At 55.5% G+C, this 17,130-nt stretch carries 13 protein-coding genes; 6 read left to right on the top strand and 7 right to left on the bottom strand.

What is annotated here, in order from left to right; genetic code table 11:
• Positions 1–37: 37 nt before the first annotated feature.
• Genes ABD851_RS12050 through ABD851_RS12030 form a run of 5 tightly spaced genes read left to right on the top strand, consistent with a single transcriptional unit; the run spans position 38 to position 5,079 of the window.
• Positions 38–1,546: a sodium:solute symporter gene (locus tag ABD851_RS12050; RefSeq protein ID WP_344979580.1), complete on the top strand. Its 1,509-nt coding sequence runs from the start codon at positions 38–40 to the stop codon at positions 1,544–1,546.
• A complete protein-coding gene (locus ABD851_RS12045) occupies positions 1,543–2,241 on the top strand; it encodes an LOG family protein (protein ID WP_344979578.1) in 699 nt (232 codons plus the stop codon). The genes ABD851_RS12050 and ABD851_RS12045 overlap by 4 nt, the downstream gene beginning before the upstream one ends.
• Before the next feature lie 11 nt (positions 2,242–2,252).
• Positions 2,253–2,915 (top strand): O-methyltransferase, encoded by a 663-nt coding sequence (locus ABD851_RS12040; protein ID WP_344979576.1) that lies wholly within the window; start codon positions 2,253–2,255, stop codon positions 2,913–2,915.
• Positions 2,912–4,507, top strand: a complete 1,596-nt coding sequence (locus tag ABD851_RS12035; protein ID WP_344979574.1) for a glucosaminidase domain-containing protein — start codon at positions 2,912–2,914, stop codon at positions 4,505–4,507. Before ABD851_RS12040 ends, ABD851_RS12035 begins: the two co-directional genes overlap by 4 nt.
• 20 nt (positions 4,508–4,527) lie before the next feature.
• Positions 4,528–5,079 carry a phosphoribosyltransferase gene (locus ABD851_RS12030; protein ID WP_344979572.1) on the top strand — a complete coding sequence of 184 codons (552 nt, stop codon included), beginning with the start codon at positions 4,528–4,530 and terminating at the stop codon, positions 5,077–5,079.
• Here the strand turns inward: ABD851_RS12030 and dnaJ are convergent.
• From dnaJ to ABD851_RS11995, 7 genes are all read right to left on the bottom strand, one after another.
• Positions 5,072–6,223: a molecular chaperone DnaJ gene (gene dnaJ, locus ABD851_RS12025; protein ID WP_344979570.1), complete on the bottom strand. Its 1,152-nt coding sequence runs from the start codon at positions 6,221–6,223 to the stop codon at positions 5,072–5,074. The two genes, ABD851_RS12030 and dnaJ, sit on opposite strands and share 8 nt — an antisense overlap.
• A gap of 6 nt (positions 6,224–6,229) precedes the next feature.
• A complete protein-coding gene (locus tag ABD851_RS12020) occupies positions 6,230–6,820 on the bottom strand; it encodes a nucleotide exchange factor GrpE (protein ID WP_344979568.1) in 591 nt (196 codons plus the stop codon).
• Between the two features lie 266 nt (positions 6,821–7,086).
• The gene (locus ABD851_RS12015; protein ID WP_344979566.1) at positions 7,087–7,458 is read right to left on the bottom strand and encodes a T9SS type A sorting domain-containing protein; all 372 of its coding nucleotides are present in this window, start codon (positions 7,456–7,458) and stop codon (positions 7,087–7,089) included.
• 175 nt (positions 7,459–7,633) lie between these two features.
• Positions 7,634–8,683 (bottom strand): PorP/SprF family type IX secretion system membrane protein, encoded by a 1,050-nt coding sequence (locus ABD851_RS12010; protein WP_344979564.1) that lies wholly within the window; start codon positions 8,681–8,683, stop codon positions 7,634–7,636.
• Between the two features lie 186 nt (positions 8,684–8,869).
• Positions 8,870–10,402, bottom strand: a complete 1,533-nt coding sequence (locus ABD851_RS12005) for a tetratricopeptide repeat protein (RefSeq protein ID WP_344979562.1) — start codon at positions 10,400–10,402, stop codon at positions 8,870–8,872.
• Between the two features lie 269 nt (positions 10,403–10,671).
• The gene (locus tag ABD851_RS12000) at positions 10,672–11,427 is read right to left on the bottom strand and encodes a zinc ribbon domain-containing protein (protein WP_344979560.1); all 756 of its coding nucleotides are present in this window, start codon (positions 11,425–11,427) and stop codon (positions 10,672–10,674) included.
• 6 nt (positions 11,428–11,433) lie between these two features.
• On the bottom strand, positions 11,434–12,543 hold the full coding sequence (locus ABD851_RS11995) for a Nif3-like dinuclear metal center hexameric protein (protein WP_344979558.1): 1,110 nt from the start codon (positions 12,541–12,543) through the stop codon (positions 11,434–11,436).
• A gap of 141 nt (positions 12,544–12,684) precedes the next feature.
• On the opposite strand from ABD851_RS11995, the gene ABD851_RS11990 reads away from it, so the two are divergent.
• On the top strand, positions 12,685–17,064 hold the full coding sequence (locus ABD851_RS11990; protein WP_344979556.1) for a PKD domain-containing protein: 4,380 nt from the start codon (positions 12,685–12,687) through the stop codon (positions 17,062–17,064).
• Positions 17,065–17,130 lie beyond the last annotated feature (66 nt).

Below are 17,130 nucleotides of genomic sequence, written 5' to 3'. Positions count from 1 at the left end.
TAAATTGGTACTTTTACCGGGATAAAAAATAGAGTACATGTCGCCCGGCGTTTTATGCTGCTTTGTAGTTGGTTATTTTTTAATGCTGCTGTTTATTGCGTGGCTTACCTCGCGTAAGGCCTCGGACAATGAAGCCTTCTTTATCGCGAACCGCAATTCCCGCTGGTACCTCGTGGCCTTCGGCATGATCGGCACCTCTATCTCCGGCGTCACTTTTATTTCAGTGCCGGGTACCGTACGGCAGGATTTCTTCAGCTATTTTCAGTTTGTACTGGGCAATGCGGTCGGGTATATCGTCATTGTGCTGGTGCTGATGCCCCTCTATTACCGCCTGCAGCTGACGTCCATCTATGCCTATCTGGAAAAGCGTTTTGGTACAACCAGCTATAAAACGGGTGCATTTATCTTCCTGGTGTCCCGTACCATCGGCTCGGCCTTTCGTCTTTTCCTGGTGGCCATCGTATTGCAGCATTTTATCTTTGACGCCTGGCAGATCCCTTTTTGGGTAACCGTGGCCGTATCCCTGCTGCTGATCTGGACCTATACCTTCCGCGGCGGGTTAAAGACGATCATATGGACCGATACCATACAGACGGTATTTTTGCTGCTGTCTGTGCTGCTGTCCATTATCTTTATCGCCCGGAGCATGCACCTGGATCTCTCCGGACTTGTCCATACCGTAAAGGACAGCGCCTACTCCAAAATTTTTATCTGGGATAACTTTGCGGACGACAAACGGCATTTTATCAAGCACTTCCTGGGCGGCATAGCGGTGTCTGTAGCCATGACCGGGATGGACCAGGACCTGATGCAAAAAAACCTCAGCTGCCGCAATATCCGGGAGGCGCAGCGCAACATGTTTTCTTTTACCGGGGTGTTCGTGTTTGTAAATATCTTTTTTCTCTGTGTAGGCGCGTTGCTGTACCTGTATGCCGCCGCCAGAGGCATCGCGGTGCCGGCGCGTTCCGATTATCTTTATCCCGAGATCGCCCTGCATCACCTGGGCGGCCTGGCGGCTATCGTCTTTATCCTGGGGCTTACGGCGGCTACCTTTGCCACGACCGACTCCGCGCTTACGGCGCTGACCACTTCCTTTTGCGTGGACTTTCTGCGGATGGACAAGCGCCATGCCGCCGGGGAGGATCATGTCCGTATGATACGTACCCGGCATATTGTGCATGTGATTTTTTCCCTGGTTTTCCTGGGCGTGATCGTGGCCTTTCGCTATCTCGTCAGCGAAGCGGTGGTGACCGCCATTTTTACCGTGGCTTCCTATACCTATGGTCCCCTGCTGGGGCTTTTTATGTTTGGCATCCTGAGCCGGCGGCCGGTGAAGGATAAATGGACTCCCGTTATCTGTATCCTGTCTCCGCTCGTCTGCTGGGTGCTGAACCGGAATGCGGAACAGTGGCTGGGCGGCTATCATTTCGGGTTTGAGCTGCTGATCGTCAACGGGCTGCTTACCTATTTGGGACTGCTGCTGATTTCAAAAAAAAGCTATACGGACGCAAAAGCTGAAACTTTATCTACACAACCATTGCAATGAACGATGCATTCAAGAACCTGAAAGAAAGGGACTGGTCGGAGACCAAAGCGCATTCCAGCTGGCAGATCTTCAAGATCATGTCGGAGTTCGTGGAAGGATATGAAGCGCTGAACATGATCGGCCCCTGCATTTCTATTTTCGGATCGGCGCGTACGCGTCCCGGTCACAAGTATTATGAGCTGGCGGTAGAGATCGCCCGCCGGGTGGCAGAGGAAGGATTCGGTATTATAACAGGAGGAGGGCCCGGGGCCATGGAGGCGGCGAATAAAGGCGCGCAGCTGGCCGGCGGCCGCTCCGTGGGCATCAACATCGTGCTGCCGCACGAGCAATATGCCAATCCCTACATAGACAGGGATAAGTCGCTCAACTTTGATTACTTCTTTGTCCGCAAGGTGATGTTTGTAAAATATGCCCAGGGTTTTATCATGATGCCCGGCGGATTTGGCACCATGGATGAGTTTTTTGAAGTAGCCACCCTTATACAGACCCGGAAGGTCATGGAGACGCCGATGATACTGGTGGGCAGCAAGTACTGGAAAGGATTGCTGAACTGGATACAGGAAACGATGTGCGATGAAGAGCAAAACATCAACCCGGAAGATATCGGTCTCCTCCAGATCTTTGATACGGCAGAGGAGGTGGTGGATTATCTGCGGGAGTTTTATAAAACCCATCGTCTGCGTCCGAATTTTTAACCGATCGAAGTATGAAAAAAACGTACGATATCGTGGATGCTGCGGCACAGGAATATGCCGAAAAGTACACCACGCCGCCGAACGAGCTGCTCCGGAACCTGCTCCGGGATACCCACCTGCACCAGGTGCAATCCCATATGCTGAGCGGTCCTCTGCAGGGTATGCTGCTGAGCCTGATCAGCCGGATGATCCGGCCGGAACGCATCCTGGAGGTGGGCACGTTCACGGGCTACTCCGCGCTTTGCCTGGCGGAGGGGTTGCAGCCCGGGGGACAGCTGCATACGATAGACAACAATGAAGAGCTGGAAGAAGAATGCCGCCGCTATTTCAGATCAGCCGGGATGGACGATCGCATTCAGCTGCACATCGGCGCGGCCGCGGAAGTAATCCCGCAGCTGGAAGGTCCGTTTGATCTGGTATTTCTGGATGCCGACAAGACAAGCTACAGCCTGTATTTCGATCTGGTGATCGGTAAGATGCGGCCCGGAGCTTTTCTGATAGCAGACAATATGTTTTTCCACGGCGAAGTACTGCAGCCGGAGGAGAAGCAAAGCAACAATGCAAAAGCCATTATTGCGTTTAATAAAAAGGTAGCGGCAGACCCCCGCGTGGAGCAGGTCATGCTCACCCTGCGGGATGGCATCCTGCTCGTGCAAAAAGTAGAAGGAATATGATAAACCGCTTAATCATGCGGCGCTATAACCTGCGCCTGGATCAGCCCGGCCGTGGCGTGCGCATTCTTTTTTGTCTGACGGGTCTGGGTTTTTGTTTTGGGGCAAAAGCGCAGAGCCGCGTCGATGCAGAAAGCTACATTGCCGCTTACAAAACGCTGGCGGAAACAGAAATGCTGCGTACCGGCGTACCCGCGGCCATCTCCCTGGCCCAGGGCATCCTCGAGAGCGATGCGGGAAACAGCTGGCTGGTCCAGCATTCCAATAACCATTTCGGCATCAAGTGCAAAAACAACTGGCAGGGCGCTACTGTTCTTTATGACGACGACAGCCGGAACGAGTGCTTCAGGAAATATGCCTCGGCAACGGACTCCTGGCATGATCATTCGGATTTTATCCGCAGCAGCCCCCGCTATGCTTCTCTGTTTGACCTGGACCCGCTGGATTACAAAGCCTGGGCGACGGGGCTGAAAAAGGCAGGATATGCCACCAGCAAGACGTATGTGGAAAGACTGCTGACCGTCATCGACCGTTATGGCCTGCAGCGCTACAGCATCGAGGCGCTGGCGAATAAAAAGCAAACCGGCCGCACCGCTTTTGCGACCATGCTGGACAAAAAGGTGAACGCCGACGAACGCGAGCGGGGAACTCCGGCGCCGGCCGTGCAACAGCCGCCTGCACCCGTCGCCGTTGTCCGCTACCCGGCGGGGATTTTCCGGATAAACGGAAAAAAGGTGATGTATATGAAACGGGGAAGCGCGCTGCTGCCTGTGGCTGACCAGTTTAAGGTAAAGCTGAGGCGGCTGGTGAAATACAATGAGCTGCAGGGCGACGCCCCGCTCAAAAAAGATATGCTGGTGTACCTGCAGCAGAAGGGAAAAACAGGCAGCCATGCCGTCCACAAGGTGCTGCCGGGAGAAGACGTGCGTACCATTGCGCAGCGGGAAGGCATCCGCCTGAAGAATCTGTATAAGCTGAACAGGATGCGTCAGGGGGATGAGCCGGCGGTAGGTGCCGTGCTTTATCTGCAGCACCGTGCCGAACATGCGCCTGCCCTGCTGGGAGAAACGGTAGCTCCTGCCCTCGCCGGCCGGCCGGGCGGGCAAGCAGCGGATCCGGGAACGCCCGTCTCCGTCTCCCGCAGCAAAGCTCCTGAAGAAAGGGAAGATATTCCTGCCGCAGCGGCCGTACCGGATGTGGCCGGGGAGGAAGAAGCCGCTTCTCCCGCCCGGAAAGAAAAGAAACGCGACCGACCGGCAGATATCGTCCTGCCGATGGACGAAGCCCCGGCGGCATCGCCGGCGGAGACTGATCCGGCCGCACAGGCTGCTCCGCAGACTGCGCAACCGTCCTCCCCCGCGGCAGCATCCCGCCCCGATAACAGGAAGGCTGCCGTGAAGAAAGCCGCTCCTCCGGCAAAGCATGCGGTGGCGAAGCGCGGCGCTTCCGGAAAGGTATATCATACGGTGCGCTCCGGCGACACGCTGTATGACCTGGGGAAGCGGTACGGGGTGAGCGTAGCCAAGCTGAAGCAGTGGAACAAGCTAAAGGACAGCAAGATCAGGATCGGGCAGAAGCTGATTGTAAAAGAATAAAGGAAACGGGGTTACCGGACATGGATAACGGGCAAGGCATACAGGTACATGACAAGCGGTTTGAGCCTTATATATCCGCGGAGCGGCTGCATGCCCGTATCCGGGAGATGGCGGCCGAACTGGATAAAAGGCTGGGTGCAGCCGACCGGCCGCTGTTTCTGGCTATCCTGAACGGCGCCTTTGTCTTTGCCGCAGATCTTTTCCGCGCGCTGACCATACCGGCGGAGATCTCTTTTATCAAGCTGGTGTCCTACAAAGGCACCCGTTCTACAGGACAGGTGATTACGGCCATCGGGCTGGATATGGATCTGTTTGACCGTACGGTGGTGATCGTGGAAGATATTGTGGATACCGGCAACACGCTGCATGCTTTTCTGCCTCAGCTGGAGCACCGGCATCCGCGGGCATTGCTGACCGTATCCCTGCTGATGAAGCCTGATGCTGCGGTTCACCCGGTGCCGGTGGATATCTATGGCTTTTCGATACCCAATGTTTTTGTGGTCGGCTACGGACTGGATTACGACGGGCTGGGCCGCAATCTTCCTGCTATCTACCGGGAGACGGTCAGTTGAACATATCTTTGACCCGTTCGAAAAAGCTTTTATCCGTCTTTTCGGGGCGGGGCTGGAAATTATCTGCCGTCTTCAGCTTTTCCAGCAGGTCCTTTTCTTCGGGCGTCAGCTCCTGAGGTGTCCATACATTCACGTGGATGAGCTGATCCCCTTTTTCGTAACGGTTCACAACGGGGAATCCTTTTCCTTTCAGCCGGAATATTTTTCCGCTCTGGGTGCCGGCGGGGATCTTCACCTTTGCTTTGCCGTCGATGGTCGGAACTTCCACCTGGGTGCCAAAGGCTGCATCCGGGAAGGAAATGTGCAGATCATAAATTACGTTCAGCCCTTCGCGCTGTAGCTCCGGGTGGGACTCTTCTTCGATGAAGATGATGAGATCGCCCGGGCTGCCCCCTCTTTCCCCGGCATTTCCCTTGCCGTGCATGCTGAGCTGCATGCCTTCCTGTACGCCCGCGGGTATGTCCACCGATACGGTTTCTTCGCCGTATACTCTTCCTTCCCCTTTGCAATGACTGCAGCGGGAGGTGATGATGCTGCCTTCGCCGTTGCAGGTGGGGCAGGTGGTTACGGTTTGCATCTGACCCAGGAAGGTCTGGGTTACTTTTCTTACCTGGCCGGAGCCACCGCAGGTGCTGCAGGTCTGGAAGGCATTTTTATCCTTGGCGCCCAGCCCGTCGCAATGGCTGCAGCGTACATGTTTTTTTACCTTGATTTTCTTGTTGACGCCATGCGCGATTTCGGCGTAGGTGAGCCGCATCTTTACCCGCAGGTTGGAGCCTTTTACGCCCTGGCCGCGGCGTCCGCCGCGCCCGCCTCCGCCTCCGAAAAAGCTGCCGAAGATATCTTCGCCGAAGATATCGCCGAAGTTGGAGAAGATGTCTTCCATCCGCATGCCGCCTCCGCCGAAGCCGCCGTTGCCGCCCAGCCCGGCATGACCGAAACGGTCGTATTGCGCCCGCTTGTCCGGATCGCTCAGGACTTCATAGGCTTCGGCTGCTTCCTTGAACTTTTCCTCGGCATCCTTATCGCCCGAATTACGGTCCGGATGATATTGCATCGCTACCTTACGGTAAGCCTTTTTGATCTCATCCTGCGAAGCGCTCCGGGTTATGCCCAGTACTTCATAATAATCTCTTTTTGCCATACCCCATTATTTACCTACCACTACTTTGGCATGGCGGATGATTTGGTCGTTCAGGTAATATCCTTTCTGAAGGTTATCCACCACCTTGCCTTTCAGCTCCTCCGAGGGCGCCGGGATCTCTGTGACTGCCTCATGAAGATCCGTATCGAAATCGGCATGCAGGCTCTCCATTTCCCGCAATCCCTTTGCCTGCAGCGTACTTTTCAGTTTATTAAAAATAAGACCTATCCCTTCGTGGATCAGCGCTATATTGTCCGACTGCTCCATCTGTTGCAGTGCCCTTTCAAAATCGTCTATGATGTCCAGCAGGGAAATGATGACCTCCTTGTTGGCCGTCTGTATCAGGGTCACGCGTTCCCGGGAGGTCCTTTTCCGGTAATTGTCAAATTCGGCCACCAGCCGGAGGTATTTGTCTTTCAGCTCTGCCAGCTCGGCGGCTTTACCCCCGGAGGCGTCTGCCGTTGCGGCATAGTCTGCCGCCGTTTCCGTCTCCCCGCCGCTAACATCCGGATCTCCGGTCCCGGGCGTATCGCCGTTTTCCCATTCACGGGAGTCATTTTCTTCCGTCTCCCGGTATTCCTTTTTATCTTTTTCCACGATATCCGTTTCGTTTTAAAATGATGTGCAAACCTACCTATAATTTATGAGAAGGGCCGGTGCTTTCGACATACAATGTTCCGCCGGCACCTCTCCTGTAAGGATCTTATGCCCCGGTACGGACAATTTTTTTGCCAAAGGAAATGCAGGCGCCAAAATGACAGATGATAAAGGCCGCTGTTCCGGCGCGGGGGAGGTTATTACCTGATCATCACACGGCGCTCCTTAGCGGGCGCCTGTCAGGCCGGTGTCTCAGAAAGATTAGATTATTGCTTGATCACATTGAACTTACCGGATTCCACCAAGTTGCCCTGGAGGTCCCGCAGCTGATAGATATAGATGCCGCTGTAGTATTTGTCCAGGCTGAGCCGGGTACGGTTGCCCGAAAGATGAAAGGCGTCGATCTTCTTCCCGAGAAAGTTATAAACAATAATCTGGTAACGGGTATCGTTATTAGGGTGCTGGAGTTCAAAGCTGATATTGGAAGAGGCCGGGTTGGGGAAAGCTTTGATGACTTTTGGCTTGGGGGCGCTTTCCTCGAAAGTGGCTGTAACCTTACCTCCGGTGGCAGTTTGCCCGAGCCCAACGGAGATAGCACAAAAAAGAAGTAGGATTAAAGATGTAAACTTTTTATACATAGTCAAGCCAAATATAATCTGTTTTTAAAATTTTTCCAAATCTTTCCCGGATATTTTTAAAGGTTCGTCTTTAAAGGGTTTTCGAGAGGATTCTCTGCAAAAATATAAACAAAAGGCGAGCCATACCCGCTCTGTTTCCCCAATTTATTAAATATTTAACATTTTTTAACCCAATTCAGAACCGGGGGCAGCGCAGGGCATGCAGCACGCTGTTGCTGTTGGCAAAGAATCCCCGGTAGGAGAGGGAGAGCTCAAATCCGCCCATATCTCCGGCTGCCGCGGCTTTTCCCTGGGCCGTATTGATGTCGTAGCTGAACCCTATCTCGTAATTATTAAGCTCTATCTTTACCACAGGGATCAATGCATCATGGAGCCGCACAAACAGTCCTCCGTAGATGATTTTCCCCATTCCGCCCTCTTCCTGCTCTACAGCGGAAATGTCGTAGCCGATCAAGGCGCCCCCGATGATCTCGCTGTAATCGCCCTGCCGGAGCTGGTTGTACTGCGCGATAATCCGTACCCGCTCGCTGAGGGGACCCGAGAGCCCTGCATTATACTCCCATTTGGGTTGCAGCTCAATAGCCTTGTTCCCGTAAAAAGAGACCTCCGGGCGGTTGAAATGATACCAGGCCGCGCCGATGAAGTAATTGATCTGCTGTCTGAAGGTACTGTTGAAGCTGAGACCGGCTCCCATGTCCGGGTAAGTGTAGCCGTATTTTGAGAAAGTTTCCCCCGAAGGCGAAGAAGGATCGTATGCGCCGTTATTATATTGATTATCAAAGCTCATCTTTTCCGGATTGAACTGGCGCTGGGTAAATCCGCCCATAAAGGCAAGGGAAAGGTACATGCTACGGCTTGCGCTCAGGGATTTGTGATAATTGATGGCGGGAAGCACCTGGGTGGTCTGAAAATGAGAGGTGCCCGCCACATCGTAGGTCAGCTGCAATGCTCCGGTGATATAGTCTTCCTGCTGTCCGACGGGAAATTTCAGCTCTCCGCTCAGGGCCCCGGTCTGGTAGGGAACATTCGCCCCGTTCCACTGATTGCGGTACACCGCCTGTATCCGGATATTACCCGTAAAGATGCCGGCCAGCGCGGGGTTTCGCAACAGCGGGGTTTCGTAAAACTGGGAAAGATGGATGTCCTGCGCCGGCAGGAGCAGGGGCAGACACAGCAAACCCGCCAGCAGGGCTCGTTTTATCCAGGAAGACGGGGTGGCAGGCATAGACCGGGGATTAGGCAGGCTAACGGATGCAAAAATAATACTAAGATTTTATGGGCGTCCGGTTTCGGATTTCCAGTTTCCAGGTTTGAGGTTTAAAGTCTAAGATTCGCTTTCAGGCAGACCAACTTTAGACTTTAAACCTTAGGCTTTAAAATGCCTTTCACCCTTCACCTTTTACCTTTCACCTTACCTTGCCGTTAGCCGGTTGATACCGGCCTTGGCCCGCTGGTCCAGGCTGCTCTTGTACTCTTCTTCCTTCATGTCCAGGCATTTTTTGAAATACTGCAGCGCCCGGGTTTTATCTTTCCGCTGCTCATAGATAAAGCCCAGCTGCAGCGCAGCCCGGGCGGCATAGTATTCCGGCCGGGAAGCCCCCACCTTGATCGTGGCCTCATAGAGGGGGATAGCACGGTTGTCCTCTTCCAGCTCGTCATAGATGCGCGCCAGGAAGTATGCATATTCTATCTTGTCGATCAGCTGGGTGAAATCGCCCACCTTGTGCCGGCTCAGCAAGTCCAGCGCCTGGTGGAAATATCCTCCGTCGCCCAGCAGCCGGGCTCGCAGGATAACGGCGTTGGGCCAGCGCCCTTTGCGCGCTTCCCGCAGTGCCGCCTTGTCGGCATCGGTGGAGGTATTGCCGCGGGATTCGATCAGCTTCCGGTACTGTCCGGCTTCTGCAGTATTGCCGTTCAGATAGCAGGCGAGGCTAAGCTTGTACAGGGCATCCTTGACATAGAACTTGCCCTTGAAGGTGCTGGTAAACCGGCGCAGGCTGGCGATGGCCTCGTCCAGCTCAAGGTGGTTCAGCTTGAGCACGCCTATTTCGTAATCGAGTATGGGCATATCCAGATAGCCCGGCCCTGTTTTGCGGGCGGCCAGGATGCGGAGCCCGTCATCTCCCATATGGTTGTTAAGCGCCAGGTTGGCCGCCATGAAGGCAAAAAGCTGGTTATTGACCACATCCAGCTGCTCCTCGCGGATAAACCGGAATACCGCATCCGGTTCGTGGGCCACATAAAACCGGAGATAGGCGTAGTAGAAACAGGCTTCGTCGTGAAAAAGGGTGCCCTCCGGGGAGGCATCGTCTACATAAGACCGCAGCTGTTCCATGCCCCGACTGACATTGCCGCCGCTAAAGCCGAGGATGCCGGTGATCCAGCGGTAGCTTTCAGGGACCGTGCCGATAACGGTCTGCATGGAGCCCAGCAGTATTTTGTTGGGACTGAAATCCGGGAATTTTTTCTGGTTATCGCGGATCTGGGAATAAGCTTTCCTGAATTCCCAGACAGCCGACCAGTTTTCTCCGAACTTGATCTTGCATACGGCCCATTGAAAATGAAGCATGGCCAGGGTATACAGATAAAAAGGGGAACGGGTGTCTCCTTTGCTCATCAGCTCCAGCCGCTGATCCCGGTGTGCCTTGAGGGCGGCGTATTCTTTGGGGTCTTCATGAAAAAACAGCCGCAGGAAGTCGATATAATTATCCAGGAAATAGGGTGCCAGGTTGTCCGGATGGTCGCGCTTTTCTGCCGCCAGCAGCTGTGCGCCGGCATCGAGGCGGGTCATCATGATCAGCCGGTAAGCCTCGCGGCAGCGGGTGTTGAAGTCGAAAGGCCTTCCGGCTGCGGTGGGGATATCAGACAGGGGAGCGGCCGTGACGGGTTCGGTCTCCGGCGTAAGCAGGCAGGCGGACAGGATAAGCAGAAGAAGATATTTCATCCGTTAATATTCGTTTTTATTTCGGCTCATAATGACCTTTAAAAAGGTCCCGATGAACGCTCCGCATTTAATGGTCGGACCCGCCTGCCATAGCTTTGCGGCGGGCAGGTAGAACCTCGTACATTTATGTCCTCCTGTATGATAAATAGTATCATGCTCGGCTTCCTCATTATAGACCGGGAATGGCTTTGTCCTTAACGGCTGTTCGGCAGCTAATGAAAAAGGACACTGAGAATCAGTGTCCTTTTCTGCAAAAATTTGACCAAAAGCTATTTTGCCACTATCGTCTCATTCAGCTCGTCGTCTACCAGGATGCGGCCGCAGTGTTCGCATACGATTACTTTTTTGCGCTGGCGGATCTCTGCCTGCCGTTGGGGGGGGATGGCGTTAAAGCATCCGCCGCAGGAATCCCTTTCGATGGGTACCACGGCCAGCCCGTTGCGGTAGGTTTTCCGGATCTTCTCATAAGCGGTCAGCAGACGCGGCTCTACCTTGGAGCGGGCTTCTTCCGACTGCTTATGGTATTGCTGCTCTTCCTTTTCGGTTTCCGCAATGATCTTTTCCAGCTCAGCCTTTTTGTGCTGCAGGTTGGCTTCCTTATCCGCGATGGTCTGTTTCGCCCCTTCGAGGATTCGCTCTTTTTCGGAGATCTCGTTGCCGGCGTCGCGGATATGCTTTTCCGACAGCTTTACCTCGAGGGTCTGCATCTCGATTTCTTTACTGATCGCTTCGAATTCGCGGCTGTTCTTCACATTGTTCTGCTGCTTCTCATATTTCTGGATCAGCGCTTCGGAGTCCTTGATGGCGTTTTTCTTATTGTTGATAAACTCCTGGATGCCCCTGATCTCGTCCTCTATGTTGGTCAGCCGCGTATTCAACCCTTCGATCTCGTCTTCGAGATCTTTTACTTCCATGGGAAGCTCCCCCTTCAGCACCTGAATCTCATCCAGCTTGGAATCGATTTTCTGAAGTCTGAGCACGGAGGTCAGTTTTTCCTCTACGGAGTACTCTTTTACTGTGGCCATAAACTATTAATGCAGATAATGAATCGGATTTGTAAGCACAGCGGTTTTAAGAGGCGCAAAGTTAGGGAATTTTTTGGTTAGCAGCTCATAAAATAATAGGGGGGTGAACTGCTCGCTCTCGTAATGCCCTACGTCTATTATAAGTATCTGGCTATCAGCATCAAAGAATTCATGGTATTTAAAATCCGCGCTGAGGTACACGTCGGCTCCCGCCCTTCGCGCAGCGGGCAGCAGGAAGCTGCCGGCTCCCCCGCAGACCGCTACCTTCCGTACCGGTTTTCCCAGCAGGGCGGTGTGCCGGATGCCGCCGGCGGATAGCTGTGTTTTTACCTGCTGCAGAAAAGCGCCTTCATCCACGGGTGCCGGCAACATACCGACCATGCCCGATCCCACCCCCGCCCAGCTGTTTTCCAGCAGCAGGATGTCATAGGCGGGTTCCTCATAGGGATGGGCGGCACACAGCGCCGCGGTCACCGTGCTCTCGAGGGGAGCCGGAAAAACCACCTCGATGCGGGTTTCGGGCTCCCGGTGTTTTTTTCCGGCCTCTCCTGCATAGGGATGGGTATCCGCTGCTCCCCGGAAGGTGCCGTAGCCTTCCGTATTGTAGCTGCAGGCATCGTACTGCCCGATATGACCCGCGCCGGAGGCAAACAGCGCCTCCCGCACCTTTTCGGCCTGCGCATGGGGAACAAAGGTATACAGCTTTTTCAGGGCGCGGCTGCGGGGCGCCAGCGGCCGCAGATCGCCCAGCCCCAGCTGCCGGCACAGCATGTCGTTGACGCCGCCGCGGATATTGTCGAGGTTGGTATGTGCGGCATAGATGGCAATATCGTGCTTGATGGCCTTGATAACGGCGCGCTCCACATAGTTTTTGCCGTTTATCTTTTTCAGGCCGCCCCAGATGATCGGGTGATGGGCGATGACCAGGTTGCAGCCGCGCGCAATGGCTTCGTCGATAACCGGTTCGGTGGCATCCAGCGTCAGCAGGGCATTGCTGAGCTCCCAGCGGGGATCGCCGGTGAGCAGTCCGGCATTGTCATAGCTTTCCTGGTAAGACAGGGGAGCTATCTCTTCCAGGTAATCAATAATGGTTTTGATCTGCATGGCAAGGACCATTGAGAGGCGGGTTAACCCCGGGCAAACATAGGAAAATCCTGGCCATCCCCGGCCTTAAATTCCTTTTCTGTACAAACGGTATTATCTTTGATACAGCTTTAGCCGATGCAAACCGCTACTTTTCAAGCCAGCTGACACACGATGAGCCCTTTCTGCCATATTTCCGGAACGATCCGCAGGCTGATTGTGTGGGTATTGACCGTGGCAGGTTGCGGGATGTTTTCCGGTGCATCGGCGCAGGGGCTCTCCGCGGATTTTACCGCCGACCAGGTGAGCGGCTGCGCACCCGTGGTCGTTCAGTTCAGCGACCAGTCGGCCGGTAATCCCACCCAATGGAAATGGGACTTTGGCAACGGCAATACAGCCGTCGGAAAAAATCCGGCTGCCACCTATTCCCAACCCGGTACCTATACCGTCAGCCTTACCATATCAGACGGGAATACGGAAAACACCGTTACCAAGGCGGCTTTTATCACGGTGTACGCCCCACCGACCGTCAGCTTCCGCAATACGCCGGCAGGTGGTTGTTATCCGCTGGAAGTGAATTTTACGGACGAGTCCGTTCCCGGCTCCGGGACGATCCGGCAATGGACCTGGGATTTCGATGACGGCAGCACTTCTTCCGAACAGCATCCCGTGCATACCTATATGGCCGCCGGAAATTACAATGTAAAGCTGCTGGTCAGGAACAGCTATGGCTGTACCGCCGTGCTCAACAAAAAAGGGGCTGTGCGGGTAAGCGACGGCGTACGTGCGGGTTTCCGGGTAAGCGACTCGGTAAGCTGTGCCGCTCCTTTTGCCGTAAAATTTACCGATACCTCTACCGGCACGGGCACCCTGCAGTATCATTGGGATTTCGGCGACGGCAGCACTTCGGCCTCGGCCAGTCCCACGCACACTTATACGCAGGAAGGAAGGTATACCGTCAGCCTGCGGGTCAGCAATGAAACGGGTTGTACCGATATGCTTGTCCGGAAAGAGCTCATCAGCATCGGCCAGTTTACGGGCAGCTTTTCGGTATCCGGCAGCTGCGCCGGCCGTTCCCTTGTTTTTAAAAATACGAGCAGCCCCCTGCCGGATGTTTCGGACTGGGACTTCGGCGACGGAGCGACCGCCCGCGGAAATTCCGTCCGCCATACCTTTGCCCGCCCGGGCACTTATACGGTACGGCTGGTCGACACTTACGGCAACTGTAAAAAAACGATCACAAAAAGCATCACGGTCTCTGCTCCCGCTACAGCGGCCTTTGATGCCGATCATACCACCGGCTGCTCGCTGCCCTTTACCGTCCGCTTCAGCAGCCAGACGGCCAACGCGGCTTCCTACCGCTGGGATTTCGGCGACGGCGGAACTTCCGAAGCTTCCGCCCCCGCTCACAGCTACCAGAAGGAAGGCGCCTACACCGTAACGCTGGTTACGGCCAACCGGGAGGGCTGCACGGATACCCTGGTAAAAAAAGCCTATATCCGGATCAGCAAGCCGAAAGCCGGCTTCTCGGCAGACCTAACCAAAGGCTGTGTGCCGCTTACCGTGCATTTTACGGATACGTCGGCAGGAGGGGAACCGATAACCGATTACAGCTGGGATTTTGGCGATGGCAGTACGGGCAAAGGTCCGCATCCGGCGCATACCTATACCACGGAAGGAGATTTTACCGTCAGGCTGATCGCCACGACGGCCGGCGGCTGCCGGGATACGGTGACAACGCCGCGCATGATCCGTACCGGTAAAAAGCCCGTGGCCGGCTTCAATGCCGACATCCTCGAAGCCTGTCAACCCACACCCATCCATTTCACCAATACCTCACAGCCGGCGGGAGATGCCTGGCAATGGTTTTTCCCGGACGATAAGGCGAGCGAAAGCGGTCAGAACCCGACGCACGTCTTTCATACCGCGGGCAAACAGGATGTCATGCTGGTGGTCAGCAGCCGTGGCTGCGCCGACACGCTGACCCGCAGGGACATGATCAACATCCGGCTGCCCATTGCCCGGATGAAAGTGACCCGTTCCTGCGACGACCGTTATGCGGTGACCTTTGCCGATGGCTCCACCGGAGGGACGGCCTGGCGCTGGGATTTTGGCGACGGCACGGTCAGCGATGCAAAAAATCCTCCGTCACACCGTTTTCCGCATACCGGTACCTATCAGGTAAAGCTGGTGGTTACCGAGGGTAGCTGCAACTCTACCGCAACGCAGACGGTTTATGTTTCGGAAGAGCATCCGGTACTGCAGGTACCGGATGGACGGCTCTGCCGGGGGGAACAGATAACCCTGCAGGCCGCCGGCATTGCCCATCCGGAGCTCATCCGGGCCTATGCCTGGCTGACAGGCGACGGCAGGATGTTCTCCGGCACCCAGCCATCCGTTTCCTACGCCTATACGCAGAACGGAACTTTCCCCGCGCAGGTAATTACCACGGATGTCAACGGCTGCAGGGATACTTCGGCTGTGGGACCGGTTATCGTCAGCGGCCCGCAGGCCGGTTTTACCGTTGCTGATCCCTCGGCCTGTCCGGGTACGGTCATCACCTTCCGGGATGACTCCCGCCCGGCTCCGGAGGTACCGGTGCAGGAGTGGACCTGGGATTTCGGGGATGGGCAGACTACCACCCTGCAGTCGGGCGACCCGGTGCAGCATACCTATCCCGGTGCAGGGAAATACGAGGTAACGCTCCGGGTGAAAGATGCAGAAGGGTGTACGGACAGTCTGGTAAAGCCCGAGGCGGTAAACATATTCCCGGCAAAGGCCGACTTTGTCGTGGAGGACACCTTGGTCTGCCCCGGGCAGCCGTTGCGTTGGATCAACCGCTCCCAGGGCGCCGGCGCTACCTATCATTGGGATTTCGGAGATGGAACCGGTTCCGATGAGAAGGTGCCCTCCAAGTCCTATTCCCGGGACGGCATATATACGGTACAGTTATCCGTGACCACCGCAGACGGATGTACCGATACGCTGGTCCGCAAGAATTATATAAAGGCAGGCACGCCGAAGGCGTCTTTTTCCTATAGCGATAACCATGCGGAATGCCCCCCGCTGGTGGTGCAGCTGAAAAATACCTCGCAGAACTACCGGAGTATTACCTGGGATTTTGACGACGGCAGTACCTCGACGCTGGAAAATCCGGAACATATTTATAATATCCCCGGTACTTACCGGCTGAAGCTGCGGATAGAAGGATATGGCGGCTGTGCGGATTCCGTCATCAGGATGGTGAAGGTGGCGGGTCCTTTCGGAGTGCCGCGAAGCGATTATGATGTGCAGCACGAATGCAGCCCGCTGACGGTAAAATTTTCCGCTAAATCCGTGGATGCCGTTTCGTTCCGCTGGGATTTCGGGGATGGCAATATCTCTCCCGAGTCGGGCAGCGATGCCGCCTCGCATACCTACAGCACCCCGGGCATCTATCACCCGCAGCTGATCCTCAAAGACCGGAAAAACTGCCAGGTGGCTTTCCCCCTGAAAGATACGGTGGTCGTCGACGGAGCGATCGGACTGGGAATTGATCCGGTCATCCCGGACCCTTGTGATTCGGGGCATATGCGGTTTTCCCGCCGGGGCCTCATTATCTCGGCCGACAGCCTGGGATTTCCGGTCGGCTATACCTGGGATTTCGGGGACGGCAGCCCCGCAGACACCAGTGCGATAGCGGATCATCATTACCGGGAGCCCGGGACCTACCGGGTGACGCTCCGGGCCGTCTCGGCCTTCGGATGCGCCGCTTCGGCCGTGCTGGCCGTACGGGTGCCGGAGCCGCAGCGCATTACTGCATGGCCGGCGGATACCTCCGTCTGTGAGGGTACCCCGGTGACGCTGCATGCCAGCGGTACCCCGGGCTACCGCTGGTCGCCTTCTGCAGGCTTAAGCGACCCGTCAGCCGCCAATCCCGTGGCGGTGCCGGAGCAAAGCACTACCTATCAGGTAACGGGCTATAATGCCGCCGGCTGTCCGGTAGACAGCGCTGAGCTGCGACTGACCATATGGCCGGCTCCCGAGGTGCATACCGACAGCATGGTATGGACGGTGCCCACCGGCTCCTCGGTAAGGCTGAGCGCCGGCGCCAGCCCGGATGTGGTGAGCTGGCGCTGGACTCCGCCGGACGAGCTGAACTGCACTACCTGCCCCGACCCGCTGAGCACGCCTACCGCCAGCCGGGAATATCAGGTGAAGGTGGCTAACGGATACGGTTGCACGGATACTGCGCTGCTGCGGGTAAACCTGGTATGTGAGTCCGGCAATGTATTTATCCCCAATACCTTTTCCCCGAATAAGGACGGGAACAACGACCTGTTTTATCCCCGCGGCAGGGGAGTAAGGAATATCGTCTATTTCCGGATATTCAACCGCTGGGGTCAGAAAGTCTTTGAGCGGGATAATTTCGGGCTGGACAACCGCTCTGCTGCCTGGGACGGCACCTTTAACGGTCATCCGCTTAACCCTGATGTGTTTATCTACCAGGCCGCCATGGTTTGCGACGACGGACAGCTGTTTTACCTGCAGGGGGATATCACGCTGCTCCGGTAATTGAAACCGGTCTTTTCCTGCCCGGTTTTTGTTTTCAACACCCGTCTGCCTGAGGCTTAATTCATA

Source organism: Compostibacter hankyongensis, from assembly GCF_039541075.1.
In the GTDB taxonomy this organism is placed as follows: Bacteria; Bacteroidota; Bacteroidia; order Chitinophagales; family Chitinophagaceae; genus Compostibacter; species Compostibacter hankyongensis.
This window is presented reverse-complemented; position numbering and strand designations above follow the sequence as displayed.